General features: G+C 40.2%; 25 protein-coding genes and 3 pseudogenes. 9 read left to right on the forward strand and 19 right to left on the reverse strand.

The genetic code is table 11. The features are described from left to right. The first annotated feature begins 118 nt into the window (after positions 1-118). The 7 genes from LC048_RS11025 to LC048_RS11055 all read left to right on the forward strand — a co-directional run bounded on the left by LC048_RS11025 (position 119) and on the right by LC048_RS11055 (position 7,194). Positions 119-1,480 carry a sigma-54 interaction domain-containing protein gene (locus tag LC048_RS11025; protein ID WP_226601125.1) on the forward strand — a complete coding sequence of 454 codons (1,362 nt, stop codon included), beginning with the start codon at positions 119-121 and terminating at the stop codon, positions 1,478-1,480. Positions 1,481-1,533: 53 nt separating this feature from the next. Further along, positions 1,534-1,836: a muconolactone Delta-isomerase family protein gene (locus tag LC048_RS11030; RefSeq protein ID WP_306050262.1), complete on the forward strand. Its 303-nt coding sequence runs from the start codon at positions 1,534-1,536 to the stop codon at positions 1,834-1,836. A 25-nt stretch (positions 1,837-1,861) separates the two neighbouring features. Next, positions 1,862-2,782, forward strand: coding sequence for an alpha/beta hydrolase (locus tag LC048_RS11035; RefSeq protein ID WP_226601127.1), 921 nt, complete (start codon positions 1,862-1,864; stop codon positions 2,780-2,782). A 17-nt stretch (positions 2,783-2,799) separates the two neighbouring features. Further along, the gene (locus LC048_RS11040; protein WP_226601128.1) at positions 2,800-3,249 is read left to right on the forward strand and encodes an acyl-CoA thioesterase; all 450 of its coding nucleotides are present in this window, start codon (positions 2,800-2,802) and stop codon (positions 3,247-3,249) included. A gap of 831 nt (positions 3,250-4,080) precedes the next feature. Beyond that, positions 4,081-5,154: a ribosome small subunit-dependent GTPase A gene (gene rsgA / locus LC048_RS11045; RefSeq protein WP_226601129.1), complete on the forward strand. Its 1,074-nt coding sequence runs from the start codon at positions 4,081-4,083 to the stop codon at positions 5,152-5,154. Next, a complete protein-coding gene (locus LC048_RS11050; RefSeq protein ID WP_306050496.1) occupies positions 5,151-6,161 on the forward strand; it encodes an aminoglycoside phosphotransferase family protein in 1,011 nt (336 codons plus the stop codon). The genes rsgA and LC048_RS11050 overlap by 4 nt, the downstream gene beginning before the upstream one ends. Positions 6,162-6,582: 421 nt before the next feature. Next, positions 6,583-7,194: a VOC family protein gene (locus LC048_RS11055; protein ID WP_226601130.1), complete on the forward strand. Its 612-nt coding sequence runs from the start codon at positions 6,583-6,585 to the stop codon at positions 7,192-7,194. Between the two features lie 178 nt (positions 7,195-7,372). Here the strand turns inward: LC048_RS11055 and LC048_RS25055 are convergent, their stop codons facing one another. Next, complete coding sequence (locus LC048_RS25055) at positions 7,373-7,525, reverse strand: DUF3885 domain-containing protein (RefSeq protein ID WP_371932030.1); 153 nt, start codon at positions 7,523-7,525, stop codon at positions 7,373-7,375. Continuing rightward, positions 7,491-8,051: a chloramphenicol phosphotransferase CPT family protein gene (locus LC048_RS11065; protein ID WP_226601131.1), complete on the reverse strand. Its 561-nt coding sequence runs from the start codon at positions 8,049-8,051 to the stop codon at positions 7,491-7,493. Before LC048_RS11065 ends, LC048_RS25055 begins: the two co-directional genes overlap by 35 nt. 418 nt (positions 8,052-8,469) lie before the next feature. Between LC048_RS11065 and LC048_RS11070 the strand changes: the two genes are divergently transcribed. Beyond that, a complete protein-coding gene (locus LC048_RS11070; protein WP_226601132.1) occupies positions 8,470-8,664 on the forward strand; it encodes a hypothetical protein in 195 nt (64 codons plus the stop codon). A 49-nt stretch (positions 8,665-8,713) separates the two neighbouring features. On the opposite strand, the gene LC048_RS11075 is transcribed toward LC048_RS11070, so the two are convergent. The 7 genes and pseudogenes from LC048_RS11075 to LC048_RS11105 all read right to left on the reverse strand — a co-directional run bounded on the left by LC048_RS11075 (position 8,714) and on the right by LC048_RS11105 (position 14,520). Continuing rightward, entirely contained in the window at positions 8,714-9,238 is a 525-nt protein-coding gene (locus tag LC048_RS11075) for a ribonuclease H-like YkuK family protein (protein WP_226601133.1), read from the reverse strand. Between the two features lie 497 nt (positions 9,239-9,735). Beyond that, positions 9,736-10,641 (reverse strand): zf-HC2 domain-containing protein, encoded by a 906-nt coding sequence (locus tag LC048_RS11080; protein ID WP_226601134.1) that lies wholly within the window; start codon positions 10,639-10,641, stop codon positions 9,736-9,738. After that, positions 10,638-11,126, reverse strand: coding sequence for an RNA polymerase sigma factor (locus LC048_RS11085; RefSeq protein ID WP_226601135.1), 489 nt, complete (start codon positions 11,124-11,126; stop codon positions 10,638-10,640). The genes LC048_RS11080 and LC048_RS11085 overlap by 4 nt, the downstream gene beginning before the upstream one ends. A 298-nt stretch (positions 11,127-11,424) precedes the next feature. Continuing rightward, positions 11,425-11,952: pseudogene (locus LC048_RS11090) on the reverse strand (GNAT family N-acetyltransferase); the annotation flags it as partial. A 171-nt stretch (positions 11,953-12,123) separates the two neighbouring features. Further along, complete coding sequence (locus LC048_RS11095) at positions 12,124-12,726, reverse strand: alpha/beta fold hydrolase (protein ID WP_264188289.1); 603 nt, start codon at positions 12,724-12,726, stop codon at positions 12,124-12,126. 306 nt (positions 12,727-13,032) lie between these two features. Then, positions 13,033-13,503, reverse strand: coding sequence for a hypothetical protein (locus LC048_RS11100; RefSeq protein WP_226601137.1), 471 nt, complete (start codon positions 13,501-13,503; stop codon positions 13,033-13,035). Between the two features lie 9 nt (positions 13,504-13,512). Beyond that, positions 13,513-14,520 (reverse strand): DUF3231 family protein, encoded by a 1,008-nt coding sequence (locus tag LC048_RS11105; RefSeq protein WP_226601138.1) that lies wholly within the window; start codon positions 14,518-14,520, stop codon positions 13,513-13,515. An 849-nt stretch (positions 14,521-15,369) separates the two neighbouring features. On the opposite strand from LC048_RS11105, the pseudogene LC048_RS25060 reads away from it, so the two are divergent. Next, positions 15,370-15,531: pseudogene (locus tag LC048_RS25060) on the forward strand (IS3 family transposase); the annotation flags it as partial. A gap of 436 nt (positions 15,532-15,967) precedes the next feature. On the opposite strand, the gene LC048_RS11110 reads toward LC048_RS25060, so the two are convergent. The 10 genes and pseudogenes from LC048_RS11110 to LC048_RS11155 all read right to left on the reverse strand — a co-directional run bounded on the left by LC048_RS11110 (position 15,968) and on the right by LC048_RS11155 (position 26,130). Continuing rightward, the gene (locus tag LC048_RS11110) at positions 15,968-16,147 is read right to left on the reverse strand and encodes a hypothetical protein (protein ID WP_226601140.1); all 180 of its coding nucleotides are present in this window, start codon (positions 16,145-16,147) and stop codon (positions 15,968-15,970) included. 203 nt (positions 16,148-16,350) lie between these two features. Then, positions 16,351-17,379: a hypothetical protein gene (locus LC048_RS11115; RefSeq protein ID WP_306050268.1), complete on the reverse strand. Its 1,029-nt coding sequence runs from the start codon at positions 17,377-17,379 to the stop codon at positions 16,351-16,353. Between the two features lie 127 nt (positions 17,380-17,506). Then, positions 17,507-18,599: pseudogene (locus LC048_RS11120) on the reverse strand (ABC transporter permease). Continuing rightward, complete coding sequence (locus tag LC048_RS11125) at positions 18,596-19,522, reverse strand: ABC transporter ATP-binding protein (RefSeq protein ID WP_226601143.1); 927 nt, start codon at positions 19,520-19,522, stop codon at positions 18,596-18,598. The pseudogene LC048_RS11120 and the gene LC048_RS11125 overlap by 4 nt, the downstream one beginning before the upstream one ends. Positions 19,523-19,560: 38 nt before the next feature. After that, positions 19,561-20,424 carry a nitroreductase family protein gene (locus LC048_RS11130; RefSeq protein ID WP_306050270.1) on the reverse strand — a complete coding sequence of 288 codons (864 nt, stop codon included), beginning with the start codon at positions 20,422-20,424 and terminating at the stop codon, positions 19,561-19,563. A 151-nt stretch (positions 20,425-20,575) separates the two neighbouring features. Further along, positions 20,576-21,286: a DUF2711 family protein gene (locus LC048_RS11135; protein ID WP_226601145.1), complete on the reverse strand. Its 711-nt coding sequence runs from the start codon at positions 21,284-21,286 to the stop codon at positions 20,576-20,578. 107 nt (positions 21,287-21,393) lie between these two features. Further along, the gene (locus LC048_RS11140) at positions 21,394-21,924 is read right to left on the reverse strand and encodes a GNAT family N-acetyltransferase (RefSeq protein ID WP_226601146.1); all 531 of its coding nucleotides are present in this window, start codon (positions 21,922-21,924) and stop codon (positions 21,394-21,396) included. A 415-nt stretch (positions 21,925-22,339) separates the two neighbouring features. Further along, entirely contained in the window at positions 22,340-22,984 is a 645-nt protein-coding gene (gene trhA, locus LC048_RS11145) for a PAQR family membrane homeostasis protein TrhA (RefSeq protein ID WP_226601147.1), read from the reverse strand. A 599-nt stretch (positions 22,985-23,583) separates the two neighbouring features. After that, entirely contained in the window at positions 23,584-24,585 is a 1,002-nt protein-coding gene (locus LC048_RS11150) for a LacI family DNA-binding transcriptional regulator (RefSeq protein ID WP_226601148.1), read from the reverse strand. 201 nt (positions 24,586-24,786) lie between these two features. Then, positions 24,787-26,130, reverse strand: coding sequence for a GH1 family beta-glucosidase (locus LC048_RS11155; RefSeq protein WP_226601149.1), 1,344 nt, complete (start codon positions 26,128-26,130; stop codon positions 24,787-24,789). Positions 26,131-26,134: the final 4 nt, after the last annotated feature.

The raw sequence follows: 26,134 nt of genomic DNA on the forward strand, positions 1-26,134 counted from the left end.
GCCAATGATGAAAATGCATTATTATCAGAAAATTAAGAGGATTTAGAAAAGGTTTGATGAATAATATATTCATGTGATGAATTTCTTCATCAACCTGATTCGAAAAGGGGAGAAAAAGATGGATAAGCTACTCGAGAAAATGTTTGCCAATAGTTTCGATGGAATTTGTATTATTGATGCAAATGGATTTGGTGTGATGATGAACAGGGCCGCATCGAAGATCTGCTCCTTCCCCATTGACGAATTCGTGGGGAACAATGTGAAAGATGCATTAAGAGATGGTTCCATCGATGACTCCGTATCTTTGAAAGTGTTGAAATACAAAAAACCCGTGACGAAGGTGGTTAATATCAGAGGCGTCGATGTGCTGATTACGGGGAGCCCTATCAAGGATGAACAAAATCGAATGACCCACGTTGTACTGAATATCCGCGACATCGGTGAATTGAACAATATTAAAATAGAAAGTTTATTATCAATTGCATTGAAAAAAAAGAACTCCAATTCCCTGCCTGCAGAAAATATCCATGATGTCATCCCAGAAATGGAAGGGGTGATTGCAAAAAGCCCTCCCATCCAAGAGGTTCTTAAAGTTGCTTTAAAAGTCGCCAGAGTTGACTCAACTGTTCTCATCCACGGTGAATCTGGGGTTGGAAAAGAGGTAATTCTTAAAGTCATCCATTCCTTTAGTAACCGCTCCAGCCAACCATTGATCAAGGTCAATTGTTCTGCCATACCGCAGCATTTACTTGAGTCTGAGCTTTTCGGCTATGAGCGCGGAGCATTTACCGGAGCAGATAACCGCGGGAAACCAGGATTGTTTGAACAGGCAAATGGCGGAACGATTTTTTTGGATGAAATCGGCGATATGCCTCTCGATTTGCAAGCGAAGATCTTGAGGGTTCTACAGGAGTTTGAGATCATGCGCGTAGGTGGAAGAAAAAGCATCAAGATTAACGCTCGTGTCGTATCCGCGACGAACAAGAACCTCGATGAACTAGTGAAGGAAGGGAAATTCCGTCAGGATTTATTTTACCGGCTGAACATTGTCCCTTTGTACATCCCGCCGTTACGTGAAAGGCCAGAAGATATTGCTCCGCTAGCATTTCATTTCCTCCATGAAAAAAATAAAAAATACCATTTAATGAAGCGATTTGCTCCTAACACCATTCACTTGCTTGAAGAATATGATTGGCCTGGCAATGTCCGCGAAATGGAAAACCTCATTGAAAGGCTGGTTGTCACGACTGAGAATGACGAAATCTGTTGGAGTGACCTTCCTTTCATCCGTTCATCCAGACAAAACATTCCGCAAAAGTCATTGAAGTCAATCCTGACCGAAGTCGAGAAGAAAATCATTTATGAAAAACTGGATGAACTGAAAACGACAAGGAAGACTGCCGCTGCTTTGGGAATCAGCCAGTCCACACTCGTGAAAAAACTCCAGCGCTTCCAGGAAAAAGCAGATTCCTCCTATTGATTGGCACAGAAATTGCATTACTTATTGATGTGACAAGAAAGGAGGATTCTCAAATGTTATTTTTCATAAAAGTCGCTGTGAATCAAAAGAATAACAGTCCTGATCAATTATGGGACATTTGGGAAGAAGAAGCGGAAGTGACCTTGAAGGCACTGGAGCGGAAGAAAATCGTTTCTGCCTATAAAATTGCCGGACAGAAAAAAGTGGTGCTCATCTATGATGCATCCTCACATGATGAACTGGACAAAGTGTTCATGGCTGGATTACCTTTGTCAGAGTTTATCGAGATTGAAGAAATGCTGCCAATCAGGCCATATGAGGATTTCGCAAAGGATATCCAGAAACGATGGAAATAAAGAGTCATAAGGAGGTCATTTATAGATGAAGAGAGAAAATATTGCCTTCACCAGTGAAGGTGTAAAATGCAAAGGCTGGTTATATCTTCCTGAAAACGCTTCCGAGGAAAACAAGGTGCCTGCCATTGTCATGGCACATGGATTCAGTCTCGTAAAGGAAGCCTATCTTGACCGCTATGCGAAAAAATTTTCACAGGCAGGAATGGCAGTCCTTGTGTTCGATTATCGTAATTTTGGAGAGAGTGAAGGCTCTAAACGACAGCATTTGGACCCTTCCGAACAAATTAAAGATTACCGAAACGCTATTTCGTGGGTGTCCAGGCTTTCTCAGATTAACAAAGAAAAAATTGGGATATGGGGAACCTCTTATAGTGGTGGACATGTTCTTCATATTGCTGCCATCGACAAACGAGTGAAGGCCGTCGTTTCTCAGGTCCCGACTATCAATGGATGGCGTGGGGCTCTGCGGAAGATGGGTAAGGAAAAAATGGAGAAATTCATTCAGCAACTGATTGATTACCGTGAGTCTCGCTATGACAATAAAAAGCAGCAGTACATAAAAGTCGTTGCTGTTGATGGTCAGGCCGCCCAGCCCCATCCCGACTGCTACAATTGGTTCTTGCAGACGCACAACTCCATTGCTCCAAATTGGGAAAACAGGATAACACTTGAATCTATGGAGAAATATTTAGAGTACGACCCAGCAGGCTTAATTGACTTGATTTCCCCTACTCCCCTATTGATGATTGCTGCGATGGATGACAAAATAACGCCACCGGATATGGCGATTGAAGCATTTGACAAAAGAGCCAGAGAACCAAAAAAGATCGTCAAATTACCAGGCGGGCATTTTGATGTGTACAACGGTGAAACGTTCACCGAAGCATCCGATGCAGCTGTGCAATGGTTCACCACTCATTTAATTGGAAAAGAAATTAAGGTATAAAAGTTAGGGAGGTCTATATGGGGCGAGCAACATACATTGAACCGAATGTCGATGAATGGCTAAACAAATTTCATTTTCATACAGACATCAAGGTGAGATACTCCGAAACAGATATGTCAGGACATATCAACAATACGTCTTATGCGATTTATTTCGAACAAGTACGAGCCGAATATTTGCATGAATTGGACTTTTATCGATCTGATCTAACCGTTGTAACAGCAGACTTTTGGACCCACTACCATCACGAAGCATACTTTCCCGATACACTACACGCAGGAGTCAGAGTCGCAAAGCTCGGTCAAAAGTCACTCGATCTGGAATATTACCTATATTCGACTGAAAAGCAAAAGCTAGTAGCAACAGCATGTGGAACACTCGTCGTCATAGATAAACTCTCAAACAAAACCACTAAGATTCCCCAACAACTACGAGTTCAAATTCAGGAAACTGAACAAATGACATAAACTTTAAGAAGCAAAAGTTCCCCCCTCTCACTACTTTTCCCTGCCACATGGAAGAGAAGAGTAAGCTTTTGCTTCTTTTTTCTATCCTCACATGCAGTGATTCAAATAAAGCAATGGCCCTTTTATAACACCCTAGTATAGACAACCAACGATAAAAATGGCTGTTAAAAGTAAGATTAAATAGTTCCATTTTAAATTGATAGGTTAGATGGTCAGAAGCTACTCCATCTGGATATTTCTTCCTTAGTCCAGTGCAATTGACAAAATTCTCTAAGCCTCCACTTAAAGCTCTTTGGTTTCTGCTGTTGCCTTCACTTTGACTTTCTCAATTCAATAATCCCCTTAAATGAAGAATTTAATAATAATTTTAGCAGTCAGTTCTTCAAGAAAAATTCATTTAGTTGTATAAATAACAATAATATACCTTCCCGAACTTACTGCTCTTACTATATTCTCTATTTCTACAATGCTTTGAAATAGCATCATCCGCGTTGTCAGCATTGATTTTTTTACCAAAATAAGGTATTATATAGACAGCTTAGCGATAAGCAAGTTCCTAACACGAAGGGAGATGAGTTTTAATGGCAACTATTTATATGGTGGTTTCGTCTTAAAACTGAATATTAGGCATACGTGAAAAAAGCGGGTACATGCCCGTATTGTTTGGTATGCCATTCAAAGTAACCTTTCGTGAATATTGCTGTTTGCAGGATACGGTAAAGGTCGTATCTTTTTTGCGTCCTAATGCCGCGCGACAGCAGCTTCTTTAGAGGCTGCTTGTCCGTGGCTTTTTTGCGTCCAAAAAAACAACATTAAAAGGAGCTAAAAAACATGATGGATTTGAAAACTTATGGCTATACAGAAATACAAGAAATTCCCGACGGTTTATTGCCCGGCAGGATTACTGAGGTTCGGCGAGAGCGCTTCACGGTCATGACTGAGTGCGGCGAAGTAACGGCAGTGCTCAAAGGTGTGTTCTATCACAGCGCGGAAACGCGTGAGGACTTTCCGTGCGTTGGTGATTTTGTCTTGCTGCAATACAACGAGAGCGGGAATTCTCTCATCGTAACGGTATTGCCCCGCTACTCCAAGTACTCACGAGCGGATGACTCAGGGCATGCCGCGGGCTATGCCAAAACCTTACTGGAACAGGTCGTCGCAACCAACTTTGACTATGTGTTTATACTTTCTTCTCTGAATCGGGATTTCAACGTTACCCGCATCATGCGGTACCTGACACAAGCCAGGCAAAGTAGTGGCCAGCCAGTCATCATTCTGACCAAGGCAGATCTCGTTGAAGATTATAATCTCCCGATCACAGAAGTCACACAAAGCATTCCTGAAGTACCTGTTCACGTAATTTCCAGTCATACAGGCCTGGGGCTGAACGAACTCGATACCTACTTGATGCCTGGTAAAACAGTTGTCTTTCTCGGCATGTCCGGCGTCGGTAAATCATCTCTGCTCAATGCTTTGATGGAAAAGGACGTAATGAAGGTTCAAGCCATACGGGAGGTCGACAGCCGGGGGCGGCATACGACAACACACCGTCAACTGTTCATGCTCCCTTCCGGTGCGATGGTTATCGATACACCCGGTATGCGTGAGCTTGGGCTTTTTGATGCGGAAGAAGGCATCCGCGCAGGCTTTAACGATGTGGAGGAATTGTTCACTCATTGCCGATTTACGGATTGCCGTCATCAAACCGAGCCGGGCTGTGCCGTACTCACCGCGCTTTCCGACGGTTCGTTGCTGCGTGAACGATGGGAGCATTATCTTGCCCAGCAACATGAGAATAAGTATGTCCAGGGCAAAACTGGTTACCTCACTGACAAAAGGACTCAAAATAAACCGATTCCCAGAAGTAGCAAAAAATCGAAGAAAAAAGGAGGATGGAAAAACTGAATATTAAACTTGAAACGCTAACCATTGCCTTAAGCCAACGGTTCAAGACCGATATCATCTCTGCGAACTTCCAAAGCAAACCATTACAAGGGGGAACTGTGGGAAATGTGTACCTGGTAACTGGGACTGCCGAAACCACAGATGGCGAAAAATTGCCGTACCGTATCGTCCTAAAAAACCAGAAGAAATGGGACCGTTACGGCGACCCGGGTTCATGGCGCCGGGAATATGACCTCTATGCGTCTGACCTAGGAGAGACGTTCTCGGATGCCTTCCGGTGGCTGACATGTTATCACGCCGAGATCAATGCCGAAGAAAATGAATTCCAGCTATGGCTGGAATATATCGATGGCGTAACCGGCTTAGACTTGACCGGTGACATGTATGAACAGGCAGCGCGGGAGTTAGGACGCTATCAGGGCAAGTTGTATATTGAGCAGCCCGCTGTGCTCCAGAGCCTGACCAACTTGAGCCCTGCGGATCTCATGATGAATAAGTATCTGCGTTACCGGTCATGGTCAGTTCTCTACGATTATATACGATCGGAGGACTGCGAATTACCGCAGCACGTACGCCAAATGCTCATCGACATCGATGAGCGTACAGACGAGATACTCAAACGCATCGAAAAATTGCCCCTCGTGCTATGCCACCGGGACTTCTGGGTAGCCAACCTGATCTATACCGACGGAAAAATCGTGCTCATCGACTGGGATACCAGTGGATGGGGCTACCTAGGAGAGGATATTGCAAGCCTGATTGCGGATGAAGCGGATATCGATTCCATGGTCGAAAACTACCAGCGATGCGTACCCGCGTATTACAAGGGCTTCTCGGAATATGCGGATATATCCCCTATCGCCGATCATTGCGTCTACGAGCTGATCCTTCTTATATTTGGGTATAGGCTTGTGAATGGGTACCACCACACAGAAGATGAAAGCGAAAAGACAATGCATCTCCACACTCTCCAAAAAATCTATGAAATGAAAGGCCAGTCGTATTAAGGGTTGACTCTAAAAAAGAAGCTCTGAAAACCCTTGAATGCGTTGGGATTTCGGAGTTTCTCTTTTTAGATTATAAACTTACTTTTATCACTGCCGACCGTTTCTACCTGAATAGTACTGTGAGGTATACGAAATTTATCATCAATAATTTAAGACTTCGAGACGATTCTCATTTAGTATGCGAAATAGAAATTCAATCCGTGCTATGGCACCACTAAATGACCCTTTCCTATTTATGGAAAAGTCTCCCGTTTTTATGTAGATGAGTCTCTGAACAAAATGGACCTTCCCATTAATCACCTACTCAACTCGCTTCATATCTTTAATGTCACTAAAATCCAGCTGGTACTTGTGAAGGAAGGAATCTGCTGCTCTCATAGCGAATGAAATGAGGTACACAATTAATAACCGAGGTGGGTTTATGCTATTTCATTATCATTTTTGGACTCCTCATCTGGAAGAAACGGAGAAATTCTATGTGGAGAATGGCTTTCGTGTTACTTTACGCTTGGGAAAACATGAAGGGGAATTTCAATCTTTTAATCCTCCGCTGAATTGGGACGATTTCCGGCAGCATACTATCTTGTTCAGGATTATAGAGGTACGAAAAGGAGCCATCAATCTTACCTTTGGCTATGGGAAGCGGGTTATGTTTGACCATATCGGCTTTCTTGTATCGGAGGAAAAGTTAAATCGAATCTGTGATTATGCGGAAAAAATGAATTGGCCAGTGGACCGCGGTGACCGCCGTACTTTTATTACAACTCCCTATAAATTCAGGATCGAACTTCAAGCCAACATGGATGCCATAGACTCGCTCTCTGAAAAAATAAGTTTAAAAAGCTTAAAAGTAGAGACGAATAAACCTGGATTGGAAAACGATCTTCTCGCTTTATTCGGACAGCCTGTCCCAAGCATCCACAACATCCTAGGAGAAGCAGTCACGATTAAAGAAGCTGTAATGGAAGGAATGCAGGATATCCTAATTGACCCAAACGGAGTGAAAATAATCCCTAATGGAAGTGAATCCTAACCCTATTCTTCCTATGGAAGTCTGCAATACGAACCTTGATAACATCCTGGTACTTGAAGCTTATTTTTTCAAAAAAGGAAACGCCCTTCAAAAGTGGTGTTTCCTTAATAAAAATATTCACTTAAATACCTGATCAATGGCAGCTCTATCATCATTTAACATCCACACATTGAAACTATTATATCTCCCTTATTGAATCTGCTGAAGCGGACATCACGTCACAACCTCTGTCATCGTATACGTGAAAGATGGTTTTTCGATTGATGTTAATGAGTAAACATAAAAGATAACAACCATTACTTACTCCTACTTGTAGATTCAAATTGCTCACGCGATTTCTCAAATCCTAATAATGGGGTGTCACTATCCAACCAATCCACAATTTCTTTTGCGCATTCCATCATTGAGTTGGCGTGAGTATTAACTTCAATATCATAAATTTCTTGCTTATGTACAAAATTGAGCTGAGAAATTGCTTGCCCGAATTGGCGGTCTCCTCTTAACTTTTCTCTACGCTTAAGCTCCTCGGCAGGACAATGAACCCCCGCAAGAAGTATTGGGTAAGATTTTAACGTTTCATAAAAATTTTGTAACGCAATGGGGTCGTGGAGAATTTGATCGAGTATCACATTAACACCTCGATCTGAGAACATTGCAGCATTTCTATAATAAAAATATTCTGTTTCTATGGGTATAAGCCGTTCGTTGTTCCTATCTTCCATCTTTTCTATAACTAAATCATAATCATCCACGCTAAAAGCAAAAAAGTCAGGAAGGAACTTTGTTATTTCCTCAGCTAAAGTTGATTTCCCTGAACTTGATACACCGTTTAGAACAATAATCATTCCTTTTTCCACAAAAACACACTCCAATTAACTCAGTAATAAAACTATACTTCTCCATACGAATCAGACTTCCCTCCTCTAAAATCTGTTTTAAAAAAATTTTTTTCTCATGGTACAAACAAAAATCCCACTCCAGCAACAACCTTTCCCGTTCCGAGTTTGAATCCCCATTACGATGGAAAGCGATTTAGACTTGTCGGGAACTGCCCTTCTGATGCTCGACCTCCACGATCACTTTCCCCACCTATGATTCTACCTTTTTGATGAAGATAATATGTACTCTGACAGCAAAAGATCCCGCAATTTGAGTATGGTTAACTTATCATTAAATAGGGTAAGAAATACATATCCTAACTAATTAGCTTGCTAAGTACCTTTTGCCAAGCCCTCTTTACTTTTAAGGAAAGAGTGTTTAGCGGGAGGTGGTTATGTGAGCAAAATCTATGGAATTCCTAATCTGGTCGCCTATTTGGACACGGCAGGCTATCCGCTTACCGTAGAACAAATCCAACAATTAATTGCTGAGAAAGAGCTTCCGCATCTGAGACCCACTAAAAATCTGTTTGTCTTTAATTCAGACCATATTAATTGGTGGATCCAGACAAGGCGGTCGGACCATAGATAAAAACCCTGCATTTGCAGGGTCTTTGTTTTGAATATATTTAGCTTGAATCCTACTTCGTATACCTGTTCGCATAGCTTGACGCAACAAATGAATCAGGCTTGATTTCTGCTTCCAGCCCGATTGATTCAATTCGCTGAATCATCTCATTCACATATACTCTTGTCTTGTTTTTCGTGCTTCTGCCAAGGTCCAAATGCCCCACCATCTTAAAGCTGGCACCTTTTTCAACATAAGGAAGCAATAAATTGATCATATGGTTTTGCTTTTCGGGAGTGAACATGCAGGCAACATCCTGAGTGAAACCTGTTTCCAACGAAATTTTTTCCTGCAGGCTAAGAATCCTCCTTGCGATATCAATGGACCGATAACATGCCCAAACACCTTTGCCTTCCCGTTGTATAACAACTCCTGTAATGAAGCGAGTGTAAGAACTATGAACTTGTGAGTCCGTGCCAATGATCAATCGGTGATTACCATTCGGCTGGAGTCTGATGAACGCCAGGATATGCTGGAAAACTTCTTCAAAATCCATGTTCCGCTTTGACAAATTCTGAAAACTGTTTTGAAGCTTCATTTCAATCACCTGCAATTAGGAAAATGGTTGTACCCATTTATATGCTAGAATAGCGATTATTATCCACCACATTTTTCTAAACGGATAAAATCATAAAAAAGACCAGCCCCCCTTGCTGATTACAAATCGTTCCCTTTCAAGGGTTTCTATGCTTTAAACGACAATGAAAATGGCTTGTCAAAACTGATGACAGTTTTGACAAGCCATTTTTTTAATTTATTTTATTTTTCGGTCCTAAATGGATAATTGTTCTTATTCAACTTAAGGCTCCGTTCGTTGAAGATGGACTCATTAATCAGAAATAATGAGTCCATCTTCTGCAACTTGCCCCTTTACAGTTAAATTTGGGTTTTCAACCAATTCAAAGGATACTTTTTGACCATGTTTTAGAAATCTGAATCCATCAGGAAACCTTTCATAATCAAGTAAAATAGAACTGAAATTAAGAAAAAAACGCTGATTGGTGAGTCTATTATAACCAGTGAAAGCAACAACTATTATAAAGTGCTTTTCGGCTTCTTGATTGATGCTTTTTTTAATAGGTTCCTTCCAGCTACCAACGCAAAATACAAAGGAAATGTGACAAGTAATATTACATAAAGGTCTCGTCCAGCAAGGTAAGTGGCAGAGTGAAGACCTTTTATAAGTATGTGAGCAAACAGGTACGCGATAGGCAATAGAATCATTTTTTCTAGGCCATTTCTTACTTTTTCGTTCTTACGGAATATGACCAATCCACTTCCACAAATAAGTAAAAATCCTATAGCAAACAACACGTAGTAGCTTAAAACAAGCCGAGGTAACGTCATGACAGAACCATCCGTTATTGGATCTCCATAAATTAAAGTATTTTCACTTCCATCGGTATTGTAATAGTAGATCGAAGCGACTTCTTCCCCATTCGGGTTTAAGACCGTATTTTCCAGGTTGTTTTTGTTTATTTTCTGTTGCCAAATCGTTTCCCATGTAGTTATATCATAGACATAACCTGAATTGTCTGCTGCTGGATATTGATTTACTTGATATCCAGAGACTTCTTCACTAAAATTCAAAAGTACAGTTCCGTCATCCTTTTCAATAATTGAAACCGCATTTTCATTATAAGAGATGTATGCTGGGGTTGTCAGATAAGCGATTGTAACCACTGCAAGAACCAATGTTACCATGACTGAAAGAAGAATCGTTTGCAGCTTTTTCTTTCGCAATGTATTTTGTATGTTTCTTAAGGGAGCTATATCGGTATCTACTGGCGGTTCTTCAAAAGTCCTCATTTCTTCGAGTCGTTTTTTACAGTTCTCACAAGAAGCTATATGTTCTTCAACTAGATCTCTAGTATCTTGACTTGATATATCCTCGACATATAACGGCAGTATATCTCTAATCATATTACAGCTAATTTTCATCGATAATCCTCCGATCGCGCTTTAATTTTTTCTCTAGCACGGTGATAAGTAACACAAGCCCAGTTTTCACTTTTTCCAAACAATTTGCCAATTTGCTTAAATGACAGTTCTCCAAATGCACGGAGAGTAAAGACCTTTTTGTATGGCTCTTTCAAATTCTGGATAACTTCATGTACCTTCACAGACGCTTCTGAAATGGCTATTTCTTGTTCTACATTGTCTTCACTTGCTGATTCCGGAAGTGACTCCAAATCTACCAAGCTTTTATTCTTACGCAAGTAAGAGTAATAACTGTTTTTGGCAATTTGGCATAACCAAACACGGATATCACTATCCCCTCTGAAACTGTCTAGCGATGTTAATGCCTTCATAAAAGTTTCCGAAGTGATATCTTCAGCGATATGCTTATCACCAGACAAACTATACACATATAAAAATACATCCTTAAAATATTTATTATAAATATCCTCAAGCTGTGTCAACATTTCACCTCCTCCTTACATATAAGACGCGATAAACTCAAATATCTTACAATAATATAATAAAAACCGTACAAAAATCCGCCCGGTTTTTTTCTTCTACCATATTTACTGGAAATCCTGTAGTAAATATTCCTGCCCTTGTAGCTCTTTATATATTCAGGAACCATTTTTCATCCATCATTGCTTACACTGAAATCGGTTTAGTTTAAGTGAAATATATACAATCACTTTTATTGTTCAATAATAAATTAAACAAAAAAGGTGCTTAATCCTTCCTGGATCAAGTCACCCCTTAGTTGAATTAAGGAATATCACTTCGCATTTTTATATAGTCTTCCTGAAGAAGACCGTAAACCGCACAATCTTTATAATGATTCTTGGCATTACGAATCATATGCTTAAACGTTCCTTCTTGCACCATTCCAACTTTTCGCATAATCTTTCCAGAGGCTGGATTGTCAGTATTATGTGCAGCTGATATCTTGTGAATGTTCATATGTAAAAAGCCAAATTCAATGACAGCTCTCAATGCTTCAGTACCATACCCTTTGTTCCACCATTTGTAACCGATTGAATAACTGACTTCACAATTCTCTGTCATGCTATCAAAATTGAAGAGATCAATAGCTCCAATCAATTCACCACTTGCTTTCACTTCTAAACCCCAATAACAGAAATCTGTTGAATCATACTTACTTACGATCTCTTTTACCCTCTCAATGGTTTCCGATACAGACTTGTGTGCCCCTTTTATAAGATTATCCATTACGCGATCATCTGAAAGCCAATGATCAAATACATTTTGAGCATCTGAAAGTTCAATCTTTCTTAGAACTAATCGATCTGTTTTTAGTAATGGTGTTCATAAATAATTTATCATTTCTCACCCACCTAACAATCATATCAATTCAACAATTCTTATTCTTCACCTTACTAAAAAAATCCTTCTTCAACATAACTGCGTCTATAGTTTATTAAGACACATTTTCTTTTAAGTAAGTTAAGATGACTTGTCTAAACAACGACTTTTCTTCAAGGAAGGGGTAATGATTACTTTCGTAAAAAATAATAGTTGTGAATTTGGAATTAACTCATTCATTTCTACGGAGAAAGAAAGCGGGCATTGAACATCGTATCGACCACTCAGTATTAAAGTATTTGTTGAGATTTTTTCTAACTCACGGGTTACATCAAAGATCATTTCTTCCCTAATAAAAAAGTTCATACGTGGAGCAGACATCTTTTTATGTATGCCTAAAGAAAAGTATTCATCATACTTCTCCGCGTGAAATAGTGACAGTTTCGTTCTCTCTTTTGAGAAAATCTCCCTTTCACTAGATGATAAATCAGAGCGTTTTAAAGTCTCAATTCGTTGCTGCATTCGGTCAAAGTTTGGATGGTCTGGATGATAGATACATTCAGAGGCTGAATTCGCATATTTCCTGGCAGCAGCCCCAACAATTATAAGTGAAGTAAGAGACGTAGAAAAATGAATACCGTAGATGATTCCTATCATACCACCTGTCGAGTGCCCGGCAAAAGTCCATTTGGCATACCCCACCGCCTCTCGGATTGCTTCAAGGTCATATACAGCATCAAACATACTCAACTCATGAGCCTCATTAGCCTTACTTGAAGTACACTACTTCACATTATCTATTAATAATGTAACATTAATACTAAAAAGAGAGATGCATTCGCACTTAAAAAAGAGGTCCATTTATTGCAACTACAGAAGTTTGTGTAACGTAACTATTTTATGTGCGAATTACCATACCACAAACATTCCTTATACATTTAAAATGCCTTTATATCAACAAATAGAGACATCCAATTTATATACGATTAGATGTCCCATTTCTATTTTTTTATGGACTTGTACTCCAAAACAGAACCCGCTAACATATGTTCAATCCTTTTTCATACTCATTAGTAGTATTCTTTTTAACAAAAGGCCCACCGCTAAGCCTGGTAATGTACATAGCATAGGAAACCAGACTATCCCCAACACCACTCCAAATATTTTTACATATGGGGAATAAATAATGCCAAGTGTTACAAGGTAAGCCGAAAAAACAAAAGGTAAGTATGAGAAAGGCTCTTTTCCTCCTCCAGCATCTTTAAATGCGTCCCACATGGCAAAAAAGTATAAGCAGGGATAAAACATAAGCCACTGATAATTGGTATTTGCAATAGCTTCTTCAATTTGACCAGTAAAGCTTAAGCGTATCACTTCATTAAAATTTGCGTTAATGTTAATTAGAACCTCGAATAGAACGAAGGGAATGCCTTTTAAAAGCTGGCCATTTAATATTTGGGCAAATCCAGGCAGAGCAATGCTCCACAAAATACTCTCTATTACCCTATTTTCTTTTCTCATTGAATCGGATTAATTTCTTGCCAAGCCTTCATGATCAGTAGCAAGTGGCGGCTGTTCCATCCATCCCTTTTCTATCAAAAGATTCATTCCATCCTCTGATACTACAGCTATATCTGCAATCATGGTCGAATAGCTGACTCCTAAATCCCTGCGTTGGCTCAATGCCAATGCTTCTCCATAATATCCAACGGCAGATGATAAAAGGGTTGCAATATGAAATAGCATAAGTTTATCTGAAAATGGAGAGATTGTGGAATCAGTAACTTCCGTTTCAAATGTTCTTGGAATGTGCAAATTATCTTCCTTCAACATTAATGAAAGTATTTCGAAATGTTTATTGCAAAGCTGCCTGCCCCTCTCCATATACTTTTGTACTTTCTTGGATTTGGCAACCTGCCCGAATGCCAATTCCAATACAATTTTCACTATTGTTTTTTGTAAGTTAAGGAATGTCCCACTAACTTCCACTGCACTAATTGGCCTGCGTCTACCAAACCATCCTGTTAAAAAATTTTGTTTGGTTAAATACTCCACTTCCTGGTGATTATTAAAAGTAGGCGGTTTGCTAATAATCCCTTTATCTAAAAGGACCGTAGTTGCTTTATCATAGAGTTCCATTGTCTCAATCAAAACGTGCCTAAAGTATTTCCTCTGTTCTTCATCTAGAATATTCCCCAATGCTCCTGCATATCGAGTCATACCGTGAATAGCCATAATTTGTACATAAACAATTATAAATGTATCCGTAAATAGTCGTGGAGCTTCTACTGTAACATCTTGATTGGTAAAGCCAATTGGCTTTGGATAACCTTCTTTTGTAAGGAATTGCTCACACTTCGGCAAGTGACTTTCAGCTATGTCAAGGGCATATTGAACAACTTCCTGAACACCTTCATCTTCTATATGATACAGAAAATGGCGAAAGACACATCGTGCCAGGCTATCATTCATATACTGCATCCAGATGTTCGCAAGCTCCGATGAAGTCATTTTGGTATTAGTACTTTGGTTCTTCATATATGTGCCTCCTAGTAATTTATCTTGGTTAGTTTAACCAAGCATCCCTTTTTTATAAAACAATACCTTGATGTTATTCATGGATTGGGTGTTATAATCATCCTATTCGAATCAGTAATACAAACAACAATACAATGAACCAGATTATATCTGATGTTATCTGTATTCACAGTCTTCTTAAACTAAAGTACACAAAAGTTCATTCAGCTAAATATAGTGCTATCCTTACTTTTTGCTTTTTTATATAGTGCAATAAGGTTAAGTGTTTTGACATCCTTAAGTTTCCGAAAGTTGACGGTTTTGCCTGTCCAGAATGGCAAGGCTGGTTCCATAAATTCCACCCAGCGAAAGATCCCCCAGGATGTTACGTCCAAATGTTGCACTTCCAAGTATAGGACGCTTGGTAGGAGATGCCAATGGATGGCTGACATGAATTGTCCGGCCTATCGCAAATACTAATTTATTGTTACACATTCGTTCTGCATTAATTGTCCAATAGAACCTGATTTACACTCGTGATAGACACAGAGAGAAGAATGTATCATGAGTGAATATAAGAAATCAGAAGAATTGGCTTTGCAGCGTTTCCAGCTGATATCCCCTTTATTGGCAGATGGGCTTGATGCTGGGAGATTAATGGAGTTAAGAGACTAGATAGCGAGGCCAGCGGTTTTCAGAAAGAACTAGGAAGATGGGTTTGGATGACTTAGGCCACAAGGAAGCTCAAGTTGACTTGTAAACTTATTGGGAAGCATCGGGGCCGCTTCCCCTTCATTATGGATAGTGATTCCGTCATTAAGTGGTTAAACCGGCCCAAAAGCGACAGGCAGAAAAAAAAACGAGAAACTAACTCAAGAGATCCTTCAGACTCCTTTGGAATTCAAGCAACCGTACGGCAGCGTCAAGATTACTAAAACCGTGAACGGACGCGGTGTAAGGGTAAGTGAGCGTAAGGTTTCGCGCATCATGAAAAAGAACCAATGGAAGTCCTATACCGTAAAGAAAAACTAGCCAACGACGTACTCTAAGCACCAGCATCCAGTAAGTGAAAACGTCTTAGATCGTCAATTTAAAGCAAGCAAGCCAAGAGGATCCATTAACTTTGCGCTATCATACGCCAAATGAATTTGAACAAATGAACGGAAATTCTGCGGCCAGATTTTACCTTTATAAAAAAGTTTAAACCGTTCTAAATTTAAACTTTTTTATGAAGGCCACCATGCGAAAGCGCGGTAGAAAAATCTGTGTCTATTTTCTTGACGTAGTATCACTACCAGAAAACAATAATGATGACAATAAGACTACCTCTATTCTGTAATCTATAATCGGTCTCTTAGGAATTGCATCAGTAGGTTTATTTTTCAAAAACAGACAGTGAAAACATAGTCAAAATAAAAAGATGCATTATCCTTCTGGATCAATGCATCCCTTTATGGATTTAGAAGATTTAATTCTCTTCACTTTTCTTATAAAAGAACCCAACTAATGTTGTCATAAAGCCTACTGCAAATATTATCTGCACAAGACTTGATGAAGAACTTGGCTCCCATCTAGATATGTTTTGTATAAATAGACTTACGATCATAATAGATAGTCCTAATAGCATAATCTTTATTGGATCTTTCATAAGCAAACCTCCCTCATTTAGTCACTTCATCTGCAACAATCATTGACCAATATGTTATAGAAGCGACTGCCTTGTTCATTATCGCACCCGTTCAATACTTGTTTCAAATCTAAAAGAAAAAATGAAATTTAATAAAAACACATAGAGTGCCTGAAGACCCAAATTCGCTGGTGAATTAGCTGCACGATTAGTTTATAATCATTTTACTTATTTTTATAGAATTCTATAAAAATAATCAATCGTTCTTTTTCAAAAGTTGTTATTAACGGTTTTTTGTCATTGAACACATAGTATACCGGGAGAGCAGCTGCAGGTAAGCCTCTTAACCCCGGAAACTCCTTCTTGACTGCCTCAAGATCATCACGAACTTCGAATCTATTAAGCAAGCCCTTCATTTCAGGGTCGGATTCGGTTGATTCTTTTTCTCCAGGCGGGACGACCGCAAGAACCCTGATTTCTCCTTTTCTTGCTGCCAGCAGGTCTAGATAAGGTGGCTTAGGAACAGCCTCCAGGTAATGGATCATTTGTGTTTTATCCTTTGCAGTAAAAGCCACTTCTGCATTATTGAACACAAAGTACATAGGAATGGTTGAAGGTACCCAGCTGCTTAAGCCTGCAAACTCTTCTTTGACAAACTCAATATCATCGTATATTTCAAACTTTTCGAGCCGCTTTTTCACTTCAGCAGGCAAATCATAATTTGCGCCTTCACCTGATGGAACAACCGCCATAGCTGTAAGTGCTCCTTCTTTTTTTGCCAGCATGTCTCCATAATAATTCTGCTCCACGTTCAGCTTCAAATAATATGAAACAGAGTCATTTTTCCATTCCGCATTGATTATTAAATAGACAATTCCCCTGCTTTTATAGCTGTAAGGTATGGGGAAACCCTCACGGTAATCATAATCGGTTTGCTCCTTTGTAAAGCTGTCCCATTCACTGACCGATATTTTTTTTGGCTGGCTGCCTTCTGGAAAGGCGATTGTCAGGATGTTATCTTCCTTTACCTTATCACCAGACACCCCTGCGAGCATCTCTACAGGATTTTCAGTATTCCTCTTTGACCCGCGCCAGTCATATGGTCCTGGATGAGCGTTGATGGAAACACCTTCAACAGAAACCTCCGGAACCGGAGGCTCTTCTTCCCTATAAATCTTATATTTGTCCAGAGCGAACAGGATCAGAAACAAAAGCACAAAGCCGGTGCCATACATTAACATTTTCTTTTTCATATAAAGCTCCTATCTATCAAGACAGAAAAATTTCGATACTCAACTCTACTTTAAATCACATTTTCCAAAGAGACACGTAGATTCCTTTTTGTGTGACGATAGTGGACTGATTTCTTCCCTCTCTGCCCTACTCCCACTTAAACACATAACTTGCCACGATGAAGCCGCCAATCAACCAACCACCAAGAATCAATGTTTCTGTCCCCAATTGGAGGAATGGTGTACCGAGGTTCATTGTCTCCCTTAATGCGGAGCTCAAATGGGCGATTGGCAGGATTTCTACGATTGGCTGGATGATGTCTGGCATATTGTTAATTGGGAAGAAGACTCCTCCTAGGAACAGCATCGGGAAGGTAATGAATCCAGCAATCGGACCAGCACTTTCAGGGTTTTTGGCGATTCCGGCGATAATGAACCCTAGTGCCATGAAGGCAAGTGTGCCAAGAATGATGAAGAAGATCAACGCTAGCCAGGAACCGGCGACGTGAATGCTAAAGACAAAATGCGCGATAAGGACGACGAGCAGTGCCTGCGTTCCATTTAGCAGCAAGCGGGCGGTAATTTGTGCCGCAATGAAGGTGGAGGCTTTCAGTCGCGTTCCTTGCATCCTTCGCAAAATCCCTCTTTCACGCCAGGCGGAGATTTGGCCGGCGACTCCGTTCATGTTGTTGCTCATGATCATCATCGCTACGATTCCCGGGACAAGGAAGTCGACATAACGGATGGTCAGCGCTTTGATTCCTACTTTTTCAACCGTTACGACCGGCTTATAGTCTGCAAGATCCTTGCTGTATTGATCAATGATTCCGTTCACCACCGTTAGGCCGAGCTCTGAGGTGGTGAGGGTTTTTTTCATTATAATAAACAGGAAGGGTTGACGATTCATTCGGTTCCTCCAATTTCGTTCCGTATCCTTTTGGAATCTCCATGAACAATTGGATGTCTCCATTTTTCAGCGCTTCTTTTCCGCTTTTGATACTTTTGAACTTTTTCGCCTCAAGCCCTTCATTTTTGTAAAATCGGTCAGTTAAATTCTTTGAAGCTGCAGTTTGATCCATGTCGATCAGCCCTACTGATAAGGAAAGATTGCTATCATTACCCGCAAAAGTTCCAAGAGCGAGCATCAGAATGATCGGAAAAAGCAAGGTGAAAAACAAGACCTGCTTGTTTCGTGCAAAAATCCGTAATTGTGCCAGTGTTAATTGCCAGTAAGCTCTCATGATTCCCTGATGCTCCTTCCAGTCATATGGATGAAGACGTCCTCTAAAGTGGCTGAGCGAGTCTGTAAATCCTCAATTTTGAATTGATGTTCTGCCGATGCATGGATTAAGGATGTCAAGGTGATTTGGACATCATCGGTATACAACTGAACAAAGTTGTCTTTGATCGCGACTTCCTCGACTCCGTCCATTTTCAAAAACCAGTCTTGCTCTGGTGGATTGTTCAAATGGAATTCTACAGAGCTTGTGGACTGCAGTCTTTTTACGAGATTCATTGGTGTGTCAAGGGCAATCAGTTCGCCTTGATCCATGATTCCAATTCGGTCACAGAGCACATGGGCTTCGTCCATATAATGGGTAGAAAGAATGATCGTTTTCCCTCGTTCTTTCAATCGGAGGACGATGTCCCAAAGAGTCCTTCTTGCCTGCGGATCAAGACCAGTCGTTGGTTCATCGAGGAACACAATGTCCGGGTCGTGAATCAGCGCAAGCGCAATGGCAAGGCGCTGCTTTTGCCCGCCTGATAGGCCTTTGATTCGGTCATTCCGCTTCTCTGTTAACAGCATATCTTCGATTAGACCATCGATATCCACGTGAGTCGGGTAAAAACTTCCGTATAAATGCAAGATTTCTTCAACTTTTAGTAATTCAAACAACGAGGTGGACTGAAGCTGTACCCCGATTACCTCTTTGACTTTGTTCACTTCTTTGATCACATCGAAGCCTGAAAGTGTTGCAGTGCCCTCGTCTGGCTTTCTGAGGCCGACTAACATTTCAATCGTGGTCGTCTTGCCAGCACCATTCGGACCAAGCAGGCCAAAAATTTCTCCTTTTTTCACCTGAAAAGAGACTCCCTTAACAGCAGTAAAACTTCCGTATTGTTTTTTCAATCCTTTTACATCTACTATACTTTCATTCTTCATGACTAGCCTCCATTGAATGGCAGAGTGTTTTTACTTATTTAATCCAGTGCCCAGCTAACCATATACTCTGTCACGCTGTTAGGGAGCTCTAGGCCAGGGTCTGCGACTTCCCATTGACCTTTGATTTCCAGTTCATCACACGCTAACTCAAATTGAGCCATACTAATGCCAATATCGAGTATTTGCATATCATATCCCAGCTTTGTGCTGTAATTCGGGGTATGTTCTATATAGAAATGGCACTTTTGCCGGTCTTCCGACAATACCAGTCTCCATGGCTGTTTGTTTGAGGCTGAAGGCCCCAGCCTCACCATCTCGATAGGAATCTCAAATTGTGCGGCATTTGCTTTATCAAGCGGATCTGCAAAACTCCCGTCAAAAAACAACTGATCCCAAGGTTTTTTATTATCAGCTTTTACTATATAACGCAGTGCTTTATCGAAAACTCTTTGCTTTTGCTGAGGATATCCCGATGGCGTGATACATGGAATAAACTCTCCCTCTGTAAGCTGAAGTTCTCTTTCAAAGGAATTCCTGCTGAAGGTGCCGCCCATCCAGCATGTTCCCAGGCCTATCTCTGTCAAATAAATCACCAGCTTATGAAATGTGAAAGCGAATTCCAGCAAGGAATATTTCTTATTTTCACAGAGGCTGACCAGATAAACTTGCGGATTTTTAATAAATCCATAAGTTCCAAGCTTGATTCCTTTTTCTGATACATTGTTAGTAATCTGAATAAGCTCAATTCGGCCTTTATTGCCAAAAGGTCCGCTCAAATTGTCTTCATTTGCTATGTATTCTAGGATTCCTTTGTAATCAATTTCCGAAAGTTTTTTTGTATCATATGTTCTGATGGATTGACGATATTTCATCGTTTCAATAGCCGATTTACTATTATTCATTTTGCACCTCTTTCAATTGGACCGTAGGACTTATCTAAGCTTCCATACATAATAACAGATCATCATCCTCTTTACGTAACTAAACAAGATGCAGAGGATACCTCCCCCTAAGAAGAGACAGGATAAATATTAAATTCCCATTTTGAACTTCCTACTCATTTCTTTTCGCATTCCTCACACTCCAATAGATCTCTGTTTCCTCCTCACAGTAAAAGCCCTCAAGACTGCATGTTTGGATGATCCTCTTCAATTTCTCTTTGGAGTTGGAACAAATCATTGAAAAATGGCTGTCCCAATGGGTGGTGATGAGGATGGATTGGTCGTGTGTGAATAGGTTATGTCTTCCTAATGTATCCTGGCTAATGAGATCATCGATATATTCTAGTTTTCTTTCAGTGCAGAATTCATCGCCTACCCAGATCCAATCGTAAGATTCTTTTTTGATTGCTCCTAATAGATCATTCATTATAAGATCTGGCAAGAATCCTTCGTCTGGTGGAATGAGATGGTGCTGTTCACAGATGCTATCAATCAATTTTGCCAGCTTTTTAACCTGAAACTCTTTCTTTAAACCGAGAATCCTCGTTCGCAGTCCGATATCGATTTCTTCATAACTGATCAAGCCACTGAGATGCATGAATTGGTTCCACGATACTTTTTCACAATGTTGAACCAGTTGAGATTTATTTACGATCTGATCTTCATAAAAACGGGCAACATCCATTGATACTGGTTTGATGAATGGATGGAAAAAGATATAGACTTCCTCAAATACACCCTTATAAAATTCCTTTATAGACTCGTCTTCCCTTGCACAAACAGCATACCGATCAGGTTCTGGGAGAACTCTTATCTCTTCCATCAACCACACCTCTTTCTTCAAAGGATCCTACCAAACTATTTGGATGTTTTTACAGAACTAATCAGCAATCTTTCCATTCGAACGCCATCAACCTGGACCAGGTTTATTTATTTCGGTGTCTTCACACTCCAAATCATATGATGGAAATCTTCACCCCAGTAATTCTTCAATAGAATTTCTGGTTCTCCAAATTTCTTTTTCCAGATGGATTGTGCCCTTTTATACCCACTATCCAGCCAAAATTCTTCTATTCCTCTTTGTTGAAAAGCGCCATACATTGCCTTCAATAATACATTCACTAATCCATTCCTTTGGTGTTCAGGATGAACAAATACAGTTCCTACTTCAATAAGAGTAAATTTGTCAGTAGATTTTCTTATGATTTCATTTGCTGGGCCATATTCGATCGAACCAATCACCTTGTCACCAATGAGAGCAATTAGAAAATACCTTTTCTCCCCATTGCTTCCAAGATCACTTTCTAAATACCTTTTCTTCGAGTCAATTTCATCTTTCATATCATTCACTAGATCGCCAATGCCTTCATTTATAAAAGTATCCGTGATCACCGTTTTAAAAAAATCGTTCAGCTGTTTAACATCCTCTGTTCTCGGTCTTCTAATTTCCACATTACACATGTATAATCACACCAATCTAAAACTAAATTCATTCTAGTTTAATAGCAAAAAATACAAACAGGAAGAGTATAATACTCCTTTCAATAATCAACATGAAACCCTGGCTGCTTTCGTGCTAACCATTCGTTCGACCAAAATGATACGGCCATTGTACTGCATTTTCATGGCCGATTGTCTGTTTACTGCAAATGCATTTATGACTCGCTACTTTATAAGACCAAATACTCATTGTCCCTTATATTCTGTTGGATACCTGTGGAATCCTCCAATTAATTGAGTTTTTTAATAAATTACACATAATAGAGAAATGGAAATGACACTTAGTAGGGATCACAGTGCAAGGCTGAATTCTATAAATACATGAATAATAGCGACAGTTCATGAACTGCCGCTATCCGTGGATACCTTACAAATATTAGAATCTAGGCAGCAAGGTCAAAACAGCAAAAAAGTGCATGATTGATCCAGCTAAGACAAATAAGTGCCAGATGGCATGGTGGTAATGAAAGCCGCGCCATACGTAAAAGATGGCTCCCACTGTATACAAAACTCCCCCGATTACAAGGAATATCAATCCTTGCGAAGATACATTCTGTGTCAGCGGACGCCAGGCAAAGATGATCAGCCAGCCCATTATGACGTATAACGCAGTCGATGTATGCAGGAATCGTTTAACGAACAGTGATTTAAATACGGTTCCTGCGATGGAAAGACCCCAAACGATACCGAACAATGTCCAACCTAATGCTCCTTTTACCGCAATGAACAGGAATGGTGTGTAAGTACCTGCAATGAAAAAGTAAATGGATGAGTGGTCCATGACTTCAAAGACGTCCTTTGCTTTTCCGGGGGGGAAGCTGTGGACGAGTGTTGAGGATGTATATAAGAGCACCATGGTCACCCCGAATAAAGTGAAACTCACGACATGCCACGCAGTACCGTATAGTGACGCAAATACAATCAGGATAACGAGAGCAGCGATGCTCAATAGTCCCCCGATTCCATGGATGATCGCGTTTGCGATTTCCTCTCTCTTTGTAAAAACATGTACATTGGCTATACGGTTGACTCCTTTGCTCTATATAACAAACGGCCTGTCCAAACCGTTTCTTCTATTATATTAGAACATTAGTATACCACTTATGACTTTAATACGTGAAAGGATTTGAAGCCAAGAAAGGAGCATCCCTATAGGAATATGCTCCACGTTCGTTTGATTGAAGGAGTTTTTGTCTTTTGAAAAAGTTTTTTTAGTCAATTTCCTGACAAAAACTGTCATGAATCCTCCACTCCCAAACCATGAAGGCTCAAACAATTTATAATCGCACAGATGATTAGAGGAATCTGTAAAAATTTGAAGGTAAGTGCTGAAATTGGTGGTTTTCATTGATAAGGCCATCTAAAAGTAACTATTTTTGCAGGAATCGGTTTCGTTAAAAGAAATTAGACTTAAATTATTAAAATGAGCGAAACAATCCAAGGAGTTGTTAAGCCCCCTTTGTCTAAGTCATTCTAAAAATCTAAAAACTCCCGAGCGATATTTTTAGAATATGTATTGTAATAAATCCCTTTTACCATGCCTTTTATTTACACAAGCGCTCATCGATTAATGAACGTTTGATTAGACAAAAAAGAGCACAAGAACCTTCTTGTACTCTTCTATGATTGCCTAATGATTAACTCGGGATCGACAAGAACTTTTTTGGACTCAGGATTTCCGTTTATGATATCCAGCAATAAATAAGCTGCCAGCTTGCCAAGCTTCTCTTTATCCTGTTTGACTGTCGACAATTTTGGGTCACTATATCGGCATGCTTCAATATCATCACAACCGATCACCCTGATATCGTCGCCAATATGAAGACCGTGTTCACGAATCGCTTCCATTGCACCGAGTGCCATCATATCGGATGCAGCAAACACTGCTTTTGGATACGGCTTTTTTGCAAGGATCTTTTTCATGGCTTCATAACCGCTTTTTTCATAAAAATCCCCAAATTGAACCCAATCTTCGATAATCGGAAGGCTAAATTGATTCATCGTCTTAATGAAGCCATCTTTTCGAATGTCGGCTACCAGATTGCCCTGGAACCCGCCGATATAGGCAATTTCCCGGATGGAGTTCAAGTACAGGTATTCAACAACATTGGCGGAAACCTTATAATTGTCTGTCAAGACATAACTAGAATGGGGGCCTTTCAGTTCAATATCAACACCGACACAAGGAATTTCACTTTGGTCAAGCTCATAAACAACAGATTCGATTTCTTCTCCTGAAATGATGAGACAGCCATCCACTTGATAATGTCTTGCTCTGGAAAGGTAATCACCAAGTTCTTTATTGAAGTGTTCATTGCTGAAAATTAAAATATCGTAACCCATGCTGCCAACGGTCTTTTTAAAAGAATTGATAATTTCATTAAAAAAAGGGTTATTCAAATCCACACTGACATTACCAGCATAAATTAAACCAATTAGATTCGATTTCTTTGTTGCCAGTGACTTTGCCGAAAAGGTTGGCTGGTAGCCTGTGGACTGGATCACGTTCATAACCTTATCTCTAGTCGTACTGCTGATTCCTTGGTAATTATTCATGATTTTAGAAACAGTGGCTGGTGAAACCCCTGCCATTTTGGCAATTTCCCGAATCGTGAGTTTCATAGTCGAATTCCAACTCCTAAACTATTACAGCTTCAAAAAACTTTGTTTTACATAATACACTTTCAGAATAACGAAATGCAGCAGAAATAGCTATAGAACTTCATCGAAAGTTGTAATTTCAACATATTGTACGCAATACTGGAGTACGTCACACCGACCGACATTTACTTACTATTAGCCCTAATTGTTCGGTAAATTTGTTTACATATCAAACCAACGATTGCGAATCGTTTGCTTGTACCAGTAAAAACTATCTTTCTTGATTCTTTCAAGTGTTTGGTAATTAACATACACGATACCAAATCGCATGCTGTACCCTTCTGCCCATTCAAAGTTATCCAATAGAGACCAGGAGATATACCCTTTGATATTTACACCGGACTCGATGCTTCTGCTTAAGGAGATTAGATGCTGCTTGAGATAGGCAATGCGCCGTTCATCTCTCACTCGTCCCCCGACAGGTTCATCATTGTAGCATGAGCCATTCTCTGTAATATAAATGGGCACCTGACCATATTCCTCCGTCAGATAGGTTAAGACTTTATAAAAACCCTCAGGATATATATTCCAACCTATATCAGTTTTTTCATAGCCCATGTCAACAGGCTCAAGGTCAAACAATCCGGAGTTTTCCTTATATCTTGCCACACCGCCAGTATAATAATTGATACCGACAAAATCAATTGGCTGGCGGATGACCTCCATATCTCCATTTATAATAGGCACCTGTACCCCTTTTTCGGCGAACCAATCTACTAGAAACCCTGGATAGCTTCCCTTGAAAACCGGGTCAAAGAACCACTCCACCATTTCAGCATTCCCGCGGCGACATGCAAGAACATCGTCTTCTCGATCACTGTATGGCTCAAACCAAGTAACGTTCGGAGCATAGCCGATTTCACCATCAATCCCAAGTTCACGGAATTTTTGAACCGTACGTCCATGTGCAACATGCAAATGGTGAGCGACATTGACTGCTAATTGGAGGTCCTGATTTCCAGGTGCATGCCTGCCCTCGTAATTGGACAGGAACGATACACACCACGGTTCATTAAAGGTGATCCACTTATTCACCTTTCCGGATAATTCCTTAAACATCAATTCAGCGTAATCCACAAAGGCATCAATCGTAGCTCTGTTATCCCAGCCACCTTGATCCTGCAATGCCTGTGGCAAATCCCAGTGATAAAGGGTAACCATCGGTTCAATTCCATTTTCTAGCAAGGCATCCACAAGCCTATGGTAATACGCAAGCCCTTTCTCGTTCACTTCTCCCCTGCCCTCAGGGAAAACTCGCGGCCAGGCGACGGAGAATCGGTATACATCAATACCAAGATCCTTCATGATCGATACATCCTCATCCACTCGATGATAGCTATCGCAAGCTACCTCACCGTTGTCTCCATCTTTGACCTTACCAGGAGTTTCACAGAAGGTATCCCAAATGGATTTACCTCTTCCATCTTCTCTAGTTGCTCCCTCTATTTGATAGGAAGCTGTTGCTGCTCCCCAATTTATATCTGCTGGAAATTTGATAATTGCCATAGTC

This window comes from Mesobacillus subterraneus (genome assembly GCF_020524355.2).
Classification (GTDB): domain Bacteria; phylum Bacillota; class Bacilli; order Bacillales; family Cytobacillaceae; genus Mesobacillus; species Mesobacillus subterraneus_C.